The organism is Ferrimonas balearica, assembly GCF_019802085.1.
Lineage (GTDB): Bacteria > Pseudomonadota > Gammaproteobacteria > Enterobacterales > Shewanellaceae > Ferrimonas > Ferrimonas balearica_B.
Genome location: NZ_JAHVHV010000001.1, coordinates 741719 through 759848 on the forward strand (window position 1 = coordinate 741719; position 18130 = coordinate 759848).

Below are 18130 nucleotides of genomic sequence, written 5' to 3' on the forward strand. Positions count from 1 at the left end.
TTCAGAACTCTCCCTCTTCCACAGCCTCAAAATCATCCAATTGGATGACGCGTGCGTTTACTGCCTCTCACTACAGTCTCCAAAGTGCCCGGGGTAGGGGCACATCGCTCGCCGCTTTCCAAGCATTCATTCATCGTATGGATGGCCCCTGCCTCCTGGCGCGCAAAGCGTTGCTGGACGACGTCGTAATGGCGCCTTCGGCAAAAGGAGATTGACCATGTGTGAACAAACTCATCTGTGCAGAGGGTATGGGCATGCGCCTTGGCGTCTATCCCTGCTCTTTCTTGTTTGCGCCGCGGCAATGGCGCAACCCGTCACGCTTGAAAAGGTGGCGGACCGTTCCACGCCAGTCCCTGGTTACAGCGGCACCTTTGCCGCTTTTAGCGATCCCGCGGTGGGGGATCAGGCCGTAGGATTTAAAGCCGAGGGATTCAACGCATTTGACGGTGTCTACTGGTGGAAAAATGGCGTGGTGAGCCTGGTTGCGGACGAAAACCGTGCCATCCCCGATCAGAACGGCAACGACGCAGGCATAGGTAATTTTCTGTTGTTCGACCCACCCTCCATGAGTGGTGACAACCTGATCTTCACCGCCCTAGACGCCACACAACAAAACCGTGGGATCTACGGGCAATTCTCTGGCGGGCCGCTGCATCGCATCATCGACAGTACCGCAGAGATCCCGGATGAATCCGGAGTGCTTACGGGAAGTTACTTCACCTCGCTCTGTTGTGCTCAACTTGATGGCAGTGCAGTGGCATTTGAAGGTTTCGGTGGGCCCGGAGGCAATGGCGTCTACGTGGTCTCGCCCAGCGGCACCTATCGGGTGGCCGACACTAATACCGCTTTGCCAGCGCCTGCTACCGGGACCTTTGGCGGGTTTGACTTCCCCGATATCTCCCAGGGGAATGTGGCCTTTCGAGCAGTGAACAGCGGCCCTTCAGGTGTGGGGATCTACGCCTACCTGGGTGGCCAGGGCACCATCATCGCCGACAACCAAACCGCCATCCCATCGGGCAGCGGGAACTTCAATAACTTCTTTGATGCCAGTATCGATGGCACTCAGGTGGCGTTTCGGGGTCGAGGTGACAATGGCCAGGAGGGGATCTACCTCTCTGATAATGGCAGTTTGACCAGGGTGGCTGACAAGAACACATCAGCACCCGATGGGACGGGGCTGTTCAGCGCGTTCTATCCCCCGGTGCTGGCTGGCAGCAAGCTGGTTTTCAAAGCCAAAGACAGTAATGGCGATGTGGGGGTGTATCTCTACGACAATAACACGTTGTCCAAGGTAATCGCGTCCGGCGACTCTCTGGATGGTAAGACCGTTGCCAGTACCTTCACCACGCCGAGCGTGCAAAAGAGTGGATTCAATCAACAGCAGTTGGCGCTTCGTGTTCTTTTTACCGACGGCAGTCGGGCGCTTTATCGCGCGTCATTGCAGTCGGCTCCGGTCGCCGACGCAGGGCTGGATCTTGAGGCAGCTGTGGGCGATACGGCCCTTTTGAGTGGCTTGAACTCCAGTGACAATCAGGATCAGCCCTATCAGTTGGGTTACCAATGGCAACTGCTCAGCGCGCCCCAAGGCAGTGTTGCGACTCTCAGCTCACCTCAAAACTCACAAACACAGATTCAGCCGGACCTGCCTGGGACCTATCGCATTGAGCTGAAGGTCACCAATACGGCAGGCATTGAGTCGACACCGGACGAGATGGAAATCGTCGCGGGACTCTTCCCGCGATACCTCTATCAGAAGCTAGGGCAAGGGACACAAGGCCATAGCCGTGACGGGGAAAGTTACCAGTACACCATCAACTACCTCGAGGTTTGGGACGTCAACGACAACTCGGCTCTACTCTTGCATCGAGATTACGCCTATGACAGCGAAACCCGTGAGTACCACAATAGTGCCGATTTTTACCTAAACGATGGCGATACCACTTCTGCCGTATTGGCCTCCGGCGACTCATTGGGCACCAATGAAACGGTGCACTATGCCAGTTTGCGGCATCGCTACGACAACAGCGACCTCCTGTTCGAAACTTGGGTGAAGCAGGTCCAGGACAATGGCTCTACTCGCTACCTACGGCGCCTGCTACGTCAAGGTGCCGGCGGCATACTGAGTACCGAACTGATGTTCCCGCTGACCTTGAGCGATGGGGTGACGCAGTTAGGCTATGGCTATAACTTTGTGGCCAACGAAGCTCAGTTGGCGTTTGCCTCCAATGTGCCTGGCCAGCCCTCACGAGCAGTGGAGATGAACGGGAGGACCTATTACTACAGTCACCGAGGAATATACCTTCACCAAAATGGCCAGACTCATCGGCTTTGGGACACCACACAGTCGCTTCCGGGTCGGACGATTCAGCCCCTCTCCATATGGCCTTTGGCGGTTTCCGAGCAGGGAAAAGTGGCTATCGCAGTAAGCTCGCTTGGACGCTCATCGGATTGTCCGGACTGCAGTTACATTTCGCTGTTGATGCTGAGCCCGGATGGCAATGGTGGTTGGGCCGCAGAGGTGCTGGTCGATACCAGTGAAAATGGTAACTTCTATGGCTATTGGTACAACTCAATGGCATTCGATGGTGAGGCCTTCCTCCTAGGACTGTGGGGCTACCGGGACCATGCTAATCGAACCGGTTATGAAAGCTCGCTTTTCCGATTTGATAATGGTCAATTTGAGCGATTTCTCACCGGCCCATACCTGAGCTCCTCGACTGGCTGGAACTACCTCTCTCCCTATAATTTCTCAGTTAATAATGGTGATCTACTGCCTTACAGCTCGCCCAATGTTATTGGTATTTTCGATGGACGGGTTCGCACCATTGCCAAACGGGGCGACACCCTGGATGGCGTAACGCCGGGTTGGTTGTATCTCTGGAATTACAACGGACTATCGATGCTGTCGGATGCAACCGTTGGCTTTAATGGGGGGCAGCAAACCCTCAGCGAGTACAACGGTTCTGACGATTACCAGTACAGCTATGAGCGCTATGCGTTCTGGGCGTTACTGGACTCCGATCGAGACGAACTGGCCGACCGTGATGACAATTGCCCACTGAGGCCCAATCCGGCCCAGACCGATGCCGATGGTGATGGCATTGGTGATTTGTGTGAAGACACAGACCTGGATGGTGTGGTCGACCCCGATGACAACTGCCCACTGTTGGCCAATGCCGGTCAGGGCGATGGCGACAATGATGGCTTTGGTGATCTGTGCGACCTTTGTCCGCTGGTGGCCGATAACCAGGCCAATGGCGATGGCGATGCCTTCGGTGATGCCTGCGATCTGGATAACGACAACGACGGCATCGACGATGTGGTGGATAACTGCCCAGTGGTGCCCAATGTCGACCAACTGGACTTGGATGCCGATGCATTGGGCGATCTTTGCGACACCGACACCGACATCGATGGCGATGGCATTGCCAATGCCCTGGACGGCTACTTTGATGGCGCCAACTTTGTCGATGAAAGTGCGCAGGCATCGCTGAGTTTCACTGACCAACATATCGGTGGCAGCACCTTTGGCGAATTGCTGGCCAATAACACCAAGATCGGCTGGGACATTCAGGACGACACGAGCGGTGGTGTGATCATCCAAACCGTCTCCACCGGCAAACTCAAAGCCTGTGGCGATAGAAAGCCCGTAACCTGGCTCAGCGGAACCATTGGTCCATTGACCTGCAGTTCACTGGTGATCCGCCCCTGGAGTGGTCAGGTGGAGGTGGCGATGGATGACACCGAAGAGTTCACGGTGAGCGTCTCCGGTGGGGCCGAGCTGAAGATCGTGGACAACCTGGCCGGTGAAGTGGCACTGCTGGTGCCCCCGGACAGCGCGACACCCGTGTTGGCCTCCGTCGGTGAAGCGCTCAACCTGGAGCTCAGCAGTGATACTGCGGTGGTCGTAGAGGAGCAGGATGCGCAATTCGAGATCACCAATACGGCAAGCAGCACAGGTACAGTGACCGCGACCATCGGCGATGAAGTGGTCATCTACGCCCCTGGTGACGAAGGCTATCCGATAGTCATCGACATCAAGCCCGAGAGCGCGGATAACACCATCAACTTGGGCTCCAATGGCGTGGTGCCGGTTGGGATCTTCAGCAGCCCGGATTTCGATGCGACCGAGATTGACCCGCTCAGCGTCACTTTGGCCAACGCCGGCGTACGCCTTAAGGGGAAAGGGACACCACAATTCTCCCTGACCGATCTTAATGGCGATGGATTGCTGGATATCGAGGTTAAGGTGGAAACCAGTGCCCTTGAACTGACTGCGCAAAGCCAAATCGCTGCCTTGACGGCTAACACCTTTAGCGGATTGGCCTTGAGAGGGCAGGATGAGGTGCTGATCATCAAGGAGTGATGGCAATAGATAGCAAACAGCCTGACGGGAGTCAGGCTGTTTTTCTTGGGGCGGGTTACGGCTTTTGTGCCAGTGCCTGGTCGATGTCCTCGGCGCTGTGGCGTTCGGCCACCTGCTCGTAGGGTTCGCCCCAGGCGCGGTTGACGATGCGGCCGCGCTCGACGGCCGGGCGGGCGTCGATGGCCTTGGCCCAGCGCTGCAGGTTGGGGTAGCTGGTGACATCCAGAAACTCCGCCGCGTCGTACTGACGACCCAAAGCCAGGTTGCCGTACCAGGGCCAGATCGCCATGTCGGCGATGCTGTACTGGTCACCGGCGATGAACGGGTGTTTGGCCAGTTGCTTGTCCAGCACGTCCATTTGGCGTTTCACCTCCATAGTGAAGCGGTTGATGGGGTACTCGAACTTCTCCGGCGCGTAGGCGTAGAAATGGCCGAAGCCGCCGCCCAGGTAGGGGGCGGAGCCGTGCAGCCAGAACAGCCAGTTCATCACTGTCGCGCGCTCGGGCTGAGTCTCGGGCAGGAAGTGGCCGAACTTCTCCGCCAGGTACACTAGGATGGCGCCGGACTCGAACACCGACACCGGCTGCTCACCGGAGCGGTCCACCAGGGCGGGGATCTTGGAGTTGGGGTTCACCTCGACAAAGCCGGAGCCGAACTGGTCCCCCTCGCCGATGCGGATAAGGTGGGCGTCGTACTCCGCCTCGGCGACCCCCAAAACCAGCAGCTCTTCCAGCAGGATGGTCACCTTCTGGCCGTTGGGGGTGCCCATGGAGTAAAGCTGCAGCGGGTGCTGGCCTACCGGCAGGGCTTTATCGTGGGTGGCGCCGGACACCGGGCGGTTGATCTTGGCCCAGGTGCCGCCACTCTCGGCGTCGTGGGTCCATACCTTGGGCGGTTCGTAGGTGTTTTCCATTTTCCATCCTTTCTGGCCGCGCCCTCCCGGGTGGGAGCGGCGCAGCGAAGCAAAACTGAGGCGCAGGGCGCGGGCCCTATCATCCAATTTTCCCGACGCTTTGGCGAGTGCTGACTGATGACAGGCCAAAGGCCCACCATTGGGCGGGCCTCATTGATACTGCGGTTCGGGTCGGACGGATCAGGCGCCCTGCCAGGCGAAACGCTGGTAAACCTTGTCCACCGGGGTTTCGGCCAGATGATTGACGTAGTTGCTGATCACCTTCTGGGACAGGCCCAGAACAATCTCCAGCATCTGTCGCTGGGTGAAACCGGCATCAAAGAAGCGCTGCTGCTCGGCGCCGGTCAGCCGGCCACGGCTGCGCACCATTTGCAAGGTGGTCTCGTGCAGCACCTGCAGCTTATCGCTGGGCATGGGCTGGCCATTGCGCAGGGCCTCGGTCAGCGCCGGGTTCACTTTCATGCTGTGGGCTATGCCAGTGTGGGCGGGTACGCAGTAGGTGCACTCGTGCTCGACGTTGATGGTCTGCCACACCACGGTGAGCTCCTCGGCGTTGAAGGAGGACTGGCTGAACAACTGGTGCAGTTGCAGGTAGCCGTCCAGGATCCCGGGGGCCTCGGCCAGCACGCCCAGCAGGTTGGGCACCATGCCAAACTGCTTGTTGACCTGCTCCAGGGTGGCTCGGCTGCCGGCGGGCACGGTGTCCAGGTTATGGATGGTGAATTGGCTCATGATGTTGCTCCTCGATGGGGTGAAACGGGATGACCGGGGCAGGGCACCAGCGACTCTGCTACGGGCTGAGATACTGCCCCGACCAATCGATGAGCACAGAATACGGGCAGAGTTGGCATTCAAAAACAGCCAACATTGGAAGTTAAACGTGCATATTTGTATGGATGAGTTCGAAAAGAGCAACGCAAAAGCGCCCCGGTTAACCGGGGCGCTTTGAGGTCGGGATGACCGCCTATTGGGCCTTGACCGTCAGGTTGGTCTTAAAGGTGCTGGGGTCTTCGTCAGTGACGTCGAAGCGGTCGAGCATCATCACCTTGTTCCAGGCGGCGACGAAGTCGGCGATAAACTGGGCCTCGGCGTCGTCGGCGGCGTAGAACTCCGCCACCGCCCGCAGCTCGGAGTTGGAGCCGAAGATGAGATCCACCGGGGTGGCGGTCCATTTCACCTGACCACTGGCCCGGTCACGCCCTTCGTACAAGCCCTCGTCCGCCGGGGCCCACTGGGTGGACATCGACAGCAGGTTGACGAAGAAGTCGTTGCTCAGGGTGCCGGGCCGGTCGGTGAACACGCCGTGACGGCTGGCGGCCGCGTTGGAGTCCAGGGCCCGCATGCCGGCCACCAGTACGGCCATCTCGGGCACGGTCAGGGTCAGCTGGTTAGCCTTGTCCACCAGCATGGCGGCGGGGGAGAGGCGGCTGTTGGGGCCGTAGTAGTTGCGGAACCCGTCGGCGGCCGGCTCCAGCACCTCGAAGGAGAGCTCGTCGGTCTGCTCGGCCAGGGCGTCACCGCGGCCCGGGGTAAAGGGCACGGCAATCTCATACCCGCCGTCTTTGGCGGCCTTCTCGATGGCGGCCACGCCCCCCAGGACGATGACGTCCGCCAGGGAGACGGTCTTGCTGCTGCCCTCGTTAAAGTCGCTCTGCACCTTCTGCAGCACCGGCAACACCTGGGCCAGGGCCTCCGGATCGTTGGCTTGCCAGTCCTTCTGCGGGGCGAGGCGCAGTCGGGCGCCGTTGGCCCCCCCGCGCATGTCGGTACCCCGGTAGCTCGATGCCGAGGCCCAGGCGGTGCGCACCAGTTCGGAGACGGTCAGACCGGACTCCAGAAGGGCGGTTTTGAGCTTGGCGATGTCCGCCGCGTCGATGGCTTCCCCCTCGGGAGCCGGGATGGGGTCTTGCCAGATCAGCGCCTCGGCGGGCACTTCACTGCCCAGGTAGCGGGCACGGGGGCCCAAGTCTCTGTGGGTCAGCTTGAACCAGGCCTTGGCAAAGGCCAGCTCAAACTCGGCGGGGTTTTGCTGGAAGCGCTTGGCGATCTGCTGGTAGGCGGGATCGAAGCGCAGCGACAGGTCGGTGGTGAACATGATGGGGGCGTGACGCTTATTGGCGTCAAAGGCATCCGGCACCAGGTTGGCGGCGGCGGGATCGCTCGGGATCCACTGCACCGCGCCGGCTGGGCTCTTGGTTTGCACCCACTCGTAGGCAAACAGGTTATCGAGGTACTGGGTGGTCCACTGGGTGGGACTTACCGACCAGGCCCCCTCCAGACCGCTGGTGATGGCATCGGCGCCCTTGCCGCTGCCGCACTTGCTGGTCCAGCCAAAGCCTTGCTCCTCAATGCCGGCGGCGGCCGGTTCCGGGCCCACGCAGTCCCCGGGCGGTTTGGCACCGTGGGCTTTACCGAAGGTGTGGCCGCCGGCGATCAGCGCCACGGTCTCCTCGTCGTTCATTGCCATGCGGCCGAAGGTGTCGCGAATGTCACCCGCCGCGGCCAGGGGGTCATGGTTGCCGTTGGGCCCCTCGGGGTTGACGTAAATCAGCCCCATCTGCACCGCCGCCAGAGGGTTTTCCAGCTCGCGGTCGCCGCTGTAGCGCTCGTCCGCCAGCCACTTGGTCTCCGGGCCCCAGTAGACCACGTCCGCTTCCCAGTCGTCCTCGCGGCCGCCGGCGAACCCGAAGGTCTTAAAGCCCATGGACTCCAGCGCCACGTTGCCGGTCAGCACCATAAGATCGGCCCAGGAGAGGGCGCGACCGTACTTCTGTTTCACCGGCCACAGCAGGCGCCGGGCCTTGTCCAGGTTGGCGTTGTCCGGCCAGCTGTTGAGCGGCTCGAAGCGCTGCTGGCCGCCACCGGCGCCACCGCGACCGTCCGCCACCCGGTAGGTGCCGGCGCTGTGCCAGGCCATGCGGATAAAGAAGGGGCCGTAGTGGCCGTAGTCGGCGGGCCACCAGTCCACCGAGGTGGTCATCACCGCCTCGATGTCTTTTTTCACGGCGGCCAGGTCCAGGGCGCTGAAGGCCGCGGCGTAGTCGAACTCCCCTCCCAGCGGGTTTGAACGGACGTCGTGCTGGCGCAGGGGGCTGAGATCCAGCTGCTCAGGCCACCAGAACTGGTTGGATTTCGCCGTGGGGTCGGCGAGGCTGCTGCCGGACAGGGCCGACAGGGTGACCGCCACGGCGGTCAAGGTCGAAGCGGTAAAGCGGCGCATAGTGAAGCCCTCATGAACTGAGTTACCCGATAAGGTATAGGCGGGGGGAGGGCAGCTGGAAAGGCGGATAAAAGGGATTGCCCTGTTCGGAAATTCCAAAAGGGCTTAGGGGCGGGGAATGGATCGCCCGGCGCCGCCTGATCCGGCGCCGGGCAGCGCGATTATTCGGCGCGACGGATGATGGCGTCCACCACCTGGCTGTCTACGTTGCGCTGGTCCCCCAGGCGGTTGAGGCCGTGCTCTTCCATGGCGGTGACCAGGTGAAGCTGCACGTCGGTGCGGTCCAGCTGGTAGTCGTGCAAGCGGGTGCCGACGCCGACGCTGCGGTAGAGGTTTTCCATGATGTCGATGGTGCGGTGGGCGATGTTGTCCCCCTCCAGGCCAAAGACGTTGCGGCCCATCTGGGTCAGCTTGGGTTCCTTCTGGGCAAACTGCTCCCGCAGCAGGGCCGGCTGCACCAGTGCCAGGCTCTGGGCGTGGTCCAGGCCGTAGAGGGCGGTGAACTCGTGGCCGATGGCGTGGGTGGCCCAGTCGTGGGGCACCCCGAGGCCAATCAGGCCATTGAGTGCCTGGTTGGCGGCCCACATCAAATTCTCCTGCCACTCGGGGCTGCGACGCTGGTCGAACTGGCCCGCCAGGGTCACCAGGGTGCGCAGCAGGGATTCCGCGTACCCCTCCTGCACCATGGCGCCGGTGGGGATGGTCAGGTACTGCTCGCAAACGTGGACAAAGGCGTCCACCAGGCCGTTGCCCAGCTGGCGGTCCGGCAGGCTGGCCATGGCGTCCGGGTCCAGCACGGCGAAGCGGGGGTAGACCGCCGGGGAGAGGAAGGAGCGCTTCTCGGCGGTGGCGGTGCGGGTCACCACTGCGGCGGGGTTGGACTCGGAGCCGGTGGCCGGCAGGGTGAGGATCGCCCCCAGGGGCAGGGCCTGGGTGACCTTGTGCTTGCCCGCCAGGATGTCCCAGCCGTAGCCGTCGTAGAGGGCCGCCGAGGCCACGTACTTGGCGCCGTCGATGACCGAACCGCCGCCCACTCCCAGCAGGAAGTCAAAACCCTCGGCCTTCACCTTGGCCACGGCCCGGTCGAGGGTTTCCACCGCCGGGTTGGGCTCGATGCCGGAGAACTCGTCCCACTGGTGATCCTTCAGTGCCGCCACCACCTGGTCATACACCCCGTTGCCCTTGATGGAGCCGCCGCCGTACAGCACCAGCACCTTAGCGTCGCGGGGCACCAGCTGGGCGATGCTGGCGATCTGGCCTCGGCCGAACTGGACTTGGGTGGGGTTATGAAAAGAAAACTGCATGGGGCACTCCGGTTGCTGCGGGCACAGGCCCGACCACTGATTAGGAGTCGATTGTGCCTTGGCTTGAGGGCGCTTTCCAGCCCCGGGGTCACAGTGTGCCCAGGGCCACGCCCGCCGTCTTATTAGGGTAATCCGAGACGGCGGGGTGTGCCGGGAAGGTTAGGCCTGGGGGGCGGGGCGGTAGGGGATCCCCAGCTTGCGGTAGATGAAGCTGAGCAGCCACACCGGGCCGATCAGCAGAAACTGCACGTCCTCGAAGAAGCTGGGTTTCTTGCCCTCAATCTTGTGGCCGATGAACTGGAAGATCCAGGCCACCACGAACAGCGTCAGGGCGCTTTGCCACAGGGGCAGGGCCAGGTTGGCCTGGTGCCAGAGGATGATGGCCACCATCACCGCGGTGACGCCCACCATGCCGATGGCGAGGTTGCGTGAGAGGCGGAAGTAGAACAGCAGGCTGATCACGATGAGCACCGCCGCCAGGTTCAGGTAGGGTTGGCCGGGCAGGTGCACCTCCCACAACAGGGCCAGCACCGTCCACATGATCACCGGCACGCAGATCCAGTGAATGGTCTTGTTGATGGGGTTTTGATGGCTGACACCGTAGGCGTTGAGCCACTGCTGGATGTTCTTATCGAGCATGAGGTTCTCCGTTTCAGCGCGCGGTCCGCGGCAATGTGACTTGGATCACACCCTAATCCCCTTTAACCTAATAATCCAATGACTATCTTTCAGAGATTTTGATGATGAATATTCATCAAAGTGCGGCGCCGGCGGAGCGCATCGACCTCAACCTGTTCCGGGTGTTCGTGGCGGTGGCGGAAACCGGCTCCACCTCCGCCGCGGCTCGGCAGCTGCACCTGACTCAATCGGCGGTCTCCCACGCCCTGGGCCGGCTGCGCAGCCAGTTGGGGGACCCATTGTTCGTCAAGCAGGGGCGCAACCTGGTGTTGACCCCCCACGGGCGGGCCATGATGCCCCGGGTCCAGCAGGCGCTGTCGGTGTTGGGTCAGTGCCGGGTGCAGCCGGGGCCCTTTGACCCGACCACCGCCGGGCTGGAGTTTCACCTGGGGTTTCGCGACATCCTTGAGGCGATGCTGCTGCCGCCGCTGATGGCCCACCTGGACACCCTGGGGGCCGGGCTGCGCTTCACCAGTGCCCGGGTGCGAGGCAGCGAACTGGAGGAGCGGCTCAAATCCGGCGAACTGGATCTGGTGGTGGACATGGAGCTGCCGGTGGGGGAGGCGATCTCCAGCACCGCGTTTCGCGCCGAGCCCCTGGTGGTGCTGGTGGGGCCCGCCCACCCGGCCTTTGAGAACGGCACCCTGGATGAGGCGCAGTACGTGGCCTCCGAGCACGTGCTGGTGACCCTGGAGCCCCGGGAGCGGGCCTTTGTCGATCAGCGGATGCTGGGGGTGGGCCGTCGGCGGGAGGTGCGCCTGCATTGCCACACCTACTTTGCCGCCGCCTCCGTGGTGGCCGACACCCAACTGCTGCTCACCATGCCCGCCACCTACGCCGGGCGCCTGGCCGAGCTGCTGGGCCTGCATCTGCTGCCGCTGCCCTTTGAGTGCGAGCCGTTGCCGGTGCGCCTCTACTGGCGACGGGCGAATTCCGAGGAGCCCTCCATCCGCTGGCTGATCGACACCGTAAGCGGCTTGGGGCGGGCGCTGGGATAACAACGACGGGCATAAAAAAAGCCGGCCACGAGGGCCGGCTCAATCGGGATCCGAAAGGTCAGATCACAGGGAGGCGCTGAACCACACCCAGAACTTGTCGGTGTCGTCCTTGATGTCGCCGGCGCTGTAGGCGGCGTATTTCACCCCGGCGCTGTAGTGCTTGGCGAAGGCGTGGGTGTAGCTGAGGTTCCACTCGTCGCCCAGGTCATCCACGGTGGCGCTGGCCTGGTCCGCTTCATAGTCGTGGTACACCAGGGCCCACTTGCCGCCGAGCAGGCCGCCGCCGATGGAGGCGTAGAGATCCACCAGGCCCTCTTGCGGGGTGGAGAGGAACTGGTCGGCCCAACCGTTGAACTTGTGCAGGGTGGCCAGCGGGGTGCTGAAGCCGTACTGGCCGTCGTCGGAGCCCAGCACTTCGTAGCCCAGCTTGGCGGTAAAGCCGGAGACGCCCACGCCCCCCTCCACCAGGTAGTAGTCGGCATCGAAGCTCACCCCGGCAGTATCGGACTCCTGGGTGGCGTACTCGGCGGCGTAGAGCAGTTTGATGGCGTCCAGCTCGGTGCTGCCGGCAAAGCGCAGGCCGTAGGTGTCCAGGCCGTTGTCGATGTTGTTGTCCACCTCCAGCAGGTAGCCGTAGCCGGACAGGGCGCCGAAGCCGGTGTCGAAGCGGGCGTTGATCAGGTGGTCTTTGGAGTCCACGTCCCGCTCTTCGGCCAGGATGCGGTTGCGCTGATCGATGTAGCCGTAGAACAGCTTGAGGTTGTCCAGCGGCGCGTAGGCCAGGGTCACGCCGTCGAAGGTCTGGCGGTCCTGACGCCAGCCCACGTGGCCGACGAAACGGTGGTTATCCAGGGTGATCACCTGGCGGCCCAGCTTGCCGGTGAAGCCGCCGCGCTGGTATTGCAGCAGGAACTGGTCCAGCTCGGTGGTCTCGGGATCGGCGATGGTGGAGTACTCGGGCTTGGAGTTCAGACCGTTGTTGTAATCGTCGATGCCGGCGACCACGCGGGAGTCCTCGAACTCCACCAGGGCGGAGAGGCCGTGGTAATCGGCGGTGGCGTAGGTGAGGCGGGTGCGCAGGGTGAGGGCGTCGGCGTCTTTCAGGGCGTTGTCCTGGCTGACGTTCTCGTAGCGCAGGCGCATATCCAGTTTGGCGGTGCCGCCGGTCAGGGCGTCGGTCAGGGTGTCGGCACCCAGGGCGGGAAAGGCGGCCATCAGGGCCAGGGAAACCAGGCTGAGCTTCTTCATCATCGAATCCTTCGAGCGGAACAAAGAGAGTGTCTGCCATGGACGGTGCCCGGGTTTCACCGTCCTTGGCGGAGCCGCTCACTCCAACCTTTATCAAGGGCAGGTAATGAGCATGTGAGATGCATGTTACTGAGCCAAAAGTAAATGGACAGTTAAAAAAGTTGGATTCTTGATCCTGGTCAGTTTCGGACCGGTTACTGGGATCTCGCTCTCAAAACGGCGCCGCTTGGCTTGCCAGTGGAAGGCGCTCTGCCCAGGGAGGAGGGACCAAAGTAGCGGTTTTGTTGTGTCCGTGAGCGCGGTTTGTGATCGCCGTATCGGAGGTGGATGGGTTCCTTGGGGCATGATGAGGGGGCCCCGGCAGTCCATCGGGGCAAGTCCAAATGATGGCCCGGCCCCAAGATGCTGGGCAGCCCGGCGAAGCCGTCTACACTTCGCCGGTCGCAAACCAAGAGCGGAGTAACGCCTGACCATGAGTGTACAAACCGAACTGGACGCCCTTGTGGCGAGAGTGAAAGCGGCCCAGGAGGTCTTCGCCAGTTACAGCCAGGAGCAGGTGGACGCCATCTTCCGCGCCGCCTCCCTGGCCGCCGCCGACGCGCGGATCCCCCTGGCCATGATGGCCGCCGAGGAGACCGGCATGGGGGTGGCGGAGGACAAGGTGATCAAGAACCACTTTGCCTCCGAGTACATCTACAACAAGTACCGCGACGAGAAAACCTGCGGTGTGCTGGAGGTGGACGAAGCCTTCGGCACCATGACCATCGCCGAGCCGGTGGGGATCGTGTGTGGCATCGTGCCCACCACCAACCCCACCTCCACGGCCATCTTCAAGGCGCTCATCTGCCTGAAAACCCGCAACGGCATCATCTTCTCCCCCCACCCCCGGGCCAAACGCTCCACCTGCGAGGCAGCGCGCATCGTGTTGGAGGCGGCGGTCAAGGCCGGCGCCCCGGCGGACATCATCGGCTGGGTGGCCGAGCCCTCGGTAGAAGCCTCCAATCTGCTGATGCGCCACGACGACATCGCCCTGATCCTCGCCACCGGCGGGCCGGGCATGGTCAAGGCGGCGTACTCCTCCGGCAAGCCCGCCATCGGCGTCGGTGCCGGCAACACCCCGGTGGTGATCGATGAGACCGCCGACATCAAGCAGGCGGTGGCCTCGGTGCAACTGTCCAAGACCTTCGATAACGGGGTGATCTGCGCCTCGGAGCAGGCGGTGGTGGTGGTGGACAGCGTCTACGACCAGGTGCGCGAGCGCTTCGCCCAGACCGGCTCCCATGTGCTGAGCGCCGAGGAGTGCGAACGGCTCAAATCGGTGATCCTCATCGACGGCGGCCTGAACGCGAAGATCGTCGGTCAACCGGCGTACAAAATTGCCGAAATGGCGGACATCGTGGTGCCAAAGAGCACCAAGATCCTGATTGGCGAGGTCGCCAGCACCGGTGAGGAGGAGCCCTTCGCCCACGAGAAGCTCTCCCCCATCCTCGGCCTCTACCGGGCCAGCGACTTTAACGACGCCGTGACCCAGGCGGAAGCCCTGGTGGCCCTGGGCGGCATCGGCCACACCTCGGTGCTCTACTGCGATCAGGACCTGCAGAAGGAGCGGGTGCTCACCTTCGGGCAGCGGATGAAGACCGCCCGGATCCTGGTCAACACCCCGGCCTCCCAAGGGGGGATCGGCGATCTCTACAACTTCAAGCTGGCCCCCTCCCTGACCCTGGGCTGCGGCTCCTGGGGCGGCAACTCCATCTCCGAGAACGTCGGGCCCAAGCACCTTATCAACACCAAAACCGTCGCCAAGCGAGCCGAAAACATGTTGTGGCACCGACTGCCTGAAAAGATCTACTTCCGTCGCGGGGCCCTCTCCATCGCCCTGGAGGAGCTCAAGGGCAAGTCCCGTGCCCTTATCGTCACCGACCACTACCTGTTCAACAATGGCTACTGCGACCAGGTGATCGGCCTGCTCAAGGGGATGGGACTGGAGACCGAGGTGTTCTTCGAGGTGGAGGCGGATCCCACCCTCTCCATCGTTCGCAAGGGCGCGGCGCTGTGCCAGAGCTTTGGCCCGGATGTGCTGATCGCCCTGGGCGGCGGTTCCCCCATGGACGCGGCCAAGATCATGTGGGTGCTGTACGAGTACCCGGACACCCAGTTCCACGATCTGGCGCTGCGCTTTATGGACATCCGCAAGCGGATCTTCCAGTTCCCGAAGCTGGGCCAGAAGGCGGAGTTTGTCGCCATCCCCACCACCTCGGGCACCGGCTCGGAGGTGACGCCGTTCGCCGTAGTGACCGACGACGACACCGGCCAGAAATACCCGCTGGCGGACTACGAACTGACCCCCAACATGGCCATTGTCGACCCGGATCTGGTGATGAACATGCCCCCCTCGCTGACCGCCTTTGGCGGCATCGACGCGGTGACCCACGCCCTGGAGGCCTACGTCTCGGTGCTGGCCAACGAGTACAGCGACGGTCAGGCGCTGCAGGCGCTCAAACTGCTGTTCGCCTACCTGCCGGAGAGCTACGAGAAGGGGGCCGCGGCGCCCAAGGCCAAGGAGAAGGTGCACAACGCCGCCACCATCGCCGGCATCGCCTTCGCCAACGCCTTTTTGGGGATCTGCCACTCCATGGCCCACAAACTGGGCAGCGAGTTCCACTTGGCCCACGGCCTGGCCAACGCCCTGCTGATCAGCAACGTCATTCGCTACAACGCCACCGACGTGCCCACCAAGCAGGCGGCCTTCAGCCAGTACGACCGGCCCACCGCCCTGTGCCGCTATGCCGAGATTGCCGATCACCTGGGTCTGGGGGGCAGCGACAACGCCGCCAAGGTGGACAACCTGGTGACCGCCATCGACGCGCTCAAAGCCCGCCTTGGGATCCCCGCTTCGATTCAGGAGGCCGGGGTGGCGGAGGCGGACTTCCTGGCCAAACTGGATGAGCTGGCCATCGAGGCCTTCGACGATCAGTGCACCGGCGCCAACCCGCGCTTCCCGCTCATCAGTGAGCTCAAGCAGCTGCTGCTGGACAGCTACTACGGCCGGGCGTACCGGGAGGCGGAGGATGGGGCGGCCTGATCTTGCCTAAACTGTGGGGCGGGTAGCAGAGCCTGAAGGGGGCGGGTGGCCAACGTGGACAGTGCCGGCCCCCATCTGGCATTATCCCGCCCCTGTTTTGCCGGGTCTCACGCCGGGCGAGTAAACCAAAAGGTAATCAATATGAGTGGCTTACCCAATTGCCCCAAGTGCGATTCGGAATACACCTACGAAGACGGCACCATGTACGTCTGTCCCGAGTGCGCCCATGAGTGGTCCCAGGACGCCTCCGCCGACGCCGAAGATGAGGACGTTAAGGTGGTGCGCGATGCGGTGGGTAACCTGCTGCAGGACGGCGACAGCGTCACCGTGATCAAGGATCTCAAGGTCAAGGGCTCCTCCACCGTGGTTAAGGTGGGCACCAAGGTGAAGAACATCCGCCTGGTGGACGGCGACCACGACATCGACTGCAAGGTACCGGGCATCGGCCCCATGGGCCTCAAGTCCCAGTTCGTGAGAAAAGCCGACTGAGCTTGGCTCCATCGAAGAAGCCGCCGTAGGGCGGCTTTTTTGTGTCTGCTGGTTAAGGGTTTGGCCTACTCGTTTAAGCAAGGCTTAATTGACTGTTAATTGGCCAGCGCGCGGCCGCTTGGGCACACTGCGTCTCAATTGAACGCGGGGCCGGATGGAGTGGGCCTCGATACCCAGACATCCCCTTATCCGGAGTATCGAATGATGAAGACCCTGAACCTGACCCTGAGCGCCCTGGCCCTGCTGACCCTGGCGGGCTGTTCCAGCGACGACCACAGCGGTGACAGTGGGCTGGAGCCGGTTCACCCCATTATGCCGGCACCGGCTCTGCCCGTGGAGCCGGAGCGTGACTTGCCCATGGAGGTGCAGCCCGAGCGCCCCATCGAAGACATCGAAGGGGAGCAGATCGCCCCGGACCTGGCGATGCTGGGGGAGGCGCTGATGATCCCCTCCGAGGACGGCCAAACCTTCGTGCTGCGCTTTATCGAGGGCCAGCACGTCAAGGAGGAGCGCTTCGACAGTGCCGAGCTGCCCACCAACCTCAATCAGGCCGAACTGCTGGCCGAGGCGCGTTACCTGACCCAGGATATGGAGGCGCTGAACTGGAACCGCCAATTCCGCGCCCAGTGGGGCGAGGTGGCCGAGTACACGGTCAACAGCCGGTTCAGCGGCACCTGGTTGCGGGCCGCCCCGGAGTATGAGCTGGTGCTCAGTGGCGAGACCGTCAGCCAGGGCCAGTCGGTGACCTTTGAGCACCTGGGGGAGCAGGACTACCTGGTTAGCGGCAATCTCAAAGGCCTCGATGGGGCCGGGGACATCCCCTCCCAGAGCTGCCAGTTTCAGGGCCAGCTGCATCGTCAGGCCAACGAAGCCGGTTACATCGGTGAACTGGTGGCCACCAGCTGCACCAACCAGGCCGAAGCCAACACCCTGACCGGCTACATCACCGCGCGCAGCCAGGAAGACGGCGTGGCCATCCAGGTGCACGGCGTGCTGGAGCGCGACGGCCAGGCCCCGGTGTACTACGGCGCGGATCTGCTGAGCCGCTGATACCCCGCCGCCTTTAACGCCCCGCCACGACGCCGTTCGTGGCGGGGCGTTTGCGTTGATATCCCGGGTAAGGCGGGCTAACCGGCTGAGTTGTGGTGCGAAAAAGAGGCAAGTAAGTTGGCAGTCAGGGGCTTTTTGGCCTTTGTTTAAGCCAGGGGAGGGGAAAATGCACGAGTTGATCCGGGAAGTTCAGGCCCTGGCCCAGTCGGGGCTGCATAACAGTGATAACCCCTTTGACCGCCAGCGGTACCAGCGATTGCGGGCCATCAGTTTTGAGCTGATGGCGCTGCTCAGCGAAGCGGGCCCCGAGGCGGTGGCGCGCTTCTTTATCCCCGACCAGGGTTACGCCACCCCCAAGGTGGACCTGCGCGCCTGCGTGGTGCACCAGGGGCGGGTGCTGCTGGTCAAAGAGCGGATGGACGGTTGTTGGAGCCTGCCCGGCGGCTGGGCGGATCAAAACGAGACCCCCATCGAGGGGATCACTCGGGAGGTGCGGGAGGAGTCGGGGTTTGAGGTGCGAGTCACCCGGCTCTACGCGGTGAAAGACCGAGACCGCCACCCCTACCACCCCAAGTACCCCACCAGCATCTACAAGCTGTTCTTCCTGGCCGAGATCATCGGCGGTGAGGCCGGGCAGGGCAACGAGGAGATCGAAGAGGTGGGCTTTTTCGACCCACAGGCGCTGCCCCCGCTCTCCACCGGGCGGGTGCTGGCTGAGGACATTGAGCTGGGGCTGGAAGCGGCGCGCAGCGCTGAACCCGCCATCTGGTGCGACTGAACAA

The 18130-nt window shown here is 62.6% G+C and carries 12 protein-coding genes; 6 read left to right on the plus strand and 6 right to left on the minus strand.

All coding sequences use genetic code 11. The annotated features are described in order from the left end of the window. The first annotated feature begins 217 nt into the window (after positions 1–217). Positions 218–4366 carry a thrombospondin type 3 repeat-containing protein gene (locus tag KUV81_RS03395; RefSeq protein WP_222542437.1) on the plus strand — a complete coding sequence of 1383 codons (4149 nt, stop codon included), beginning with the start codon at positions 218–220 and terminating at the stop codon, positions 4364–4366. A 55-nt stretch (positions 4367–4421) separates the two neighbouring features. Here the strand turns inward: KUV81_RS03395 and yghU are convergent, their stop codons facing one another. From yghU to KUV81_RS03420, 5 genes are all read right to left on the minus strand, one after another. Then, on the minus strand, positions 4422–5279 hold the full coding sequence (gene yghU / locus KUV81_RS03400; protein WP_222542438.1) for a glutathione-dependent disulfide-bond oxidoreductase: 858 nt from the start codon (positions 5277–5279) through the stop codon (positions 4422–4424). A gap of 180 nt (positions 5280–5459) precedes the next feature. Continuing rightward, positions 5460–6011, minus strand: coding sequence for a carboxymuconolactone decarboxylase family protein (locus KUV81_RS03405; protein WP_222542439.1), 552 nt, complete (start codon positions 6009–6011; stop codon positions 5460–5462). A gap of 232 nt (positions 6012–6243) precedes the next feature. Next, positions 6244–8499, minus strand: coding sequence for a catalase/peroxidase HPI (gene katG / locus KUV81_RS03410; protein WP_222542440.1), 2256 nt, complete (start codon positions 8497–8499; stop codon positions 6244–6246). A gap of 161 nt (positions 8500–8660) precedes the next feature. Further along, entirely contained in the window at positions 8661–9803 is a 1143-nt protein-coding gene (locus KUV81_RS03415) for an iron-containing alcohol dehydrogenase (RefSeq protein ID WP_222542441.1), read from the minus strand. 159 nt (positions 9804–9962) lie between these two features. After that, on the minus strand, positions 9963–10442 hold the full coding sequence (locus tag KUV81_RS03420; protein WP_222542442.1) for a DUF962 domain-containing protein: 480 nt from the start codon (positions 10440–10442) through the stop codon (positions 9963–9965). Between the two features lie 104 nt (positions 10443–10546). Here KUV81_RS03420 and KUV81_RS03425 point away from each other — a divergent pair, with 104 nt between their 5' ends. Further along, on the plus strand, positions 10547–11479 hold the full coding sequence (locus KUV81_RS03425) for a LysR family transcriptional regulator (protein ID WP_222542443.1): 933 nt from the start codon (positions 10547–10549) through the stop codon (positions 11477–11479). Between the two features lie 63 nt (positions 11480–11542). On the opposite strand, the gene KUV81_RS03430 is transcribed toward KUV81_RS03425, so the two are convergent. Then, a complete protein-coding gene (locus tag KUV81_RS03430) occupies positions 11543–12727 on the minus strand; it encodes an alginate export family protein (protein ID WP_222542444.1) in 1185 nt (394 codons plus the stop codon). A gap of 472 nt (positions 12728–13199) precedes the next feature. Between KUV81_RS03430 and adhE the strand changes: the two genes are divergently transcribed. The 4 genes from adhE (at position 13200) to KUV81_RS03450 (ending at position 18126) form a co-directional block, all read left to right on the plus strand. After that, positions 13200–15809, plus strand: a complete 2610-nt coding sequence (adhE, locus tag KUV81_RS03435) for a bifunctional acetaldehyde-CoA/alcohol dehydrogenase (protein WP_409995543.1) — start codon at positions 13200–13202, stop codon at positions 15807–15809. Between the two features lie 141 nt (positions 15810–15950). Continuing rightward, positions 15951–16298, plus strand: a complete 348-nt coding sequence (locus KUV81_RS03440) for a zinc ribbon domain-containing protein YjdM (protein WP_222542445.1) — start codon at positions 15951–15953, stop codon at positions 16296–16298. A 201-nt stretch (positions 16299–16499) separates the two neighbouring features. Next, positions 16500–17348, plus strand: coding sequence for a hypothetical protein (locus tag KUV81_RS03445; protein ID WP_222542446.1), 849 nt, complete (start codon positions 16500–16502; stop codon positions 17346–17348). A gap of 166 nt (positions 17349–17514) precedes the next feature. Next, positions 17515–18126, plus strand: a complete 612-nt coding sequence (locus KUV81_RS03450; RefSeq protein WP_222542447.1) for an NUDIX hydrolase — start codon at positions 17515–17517, stop codon at positions 18124–18126. Positions 18127–18130: the final 4 nt, after the last annotated feature.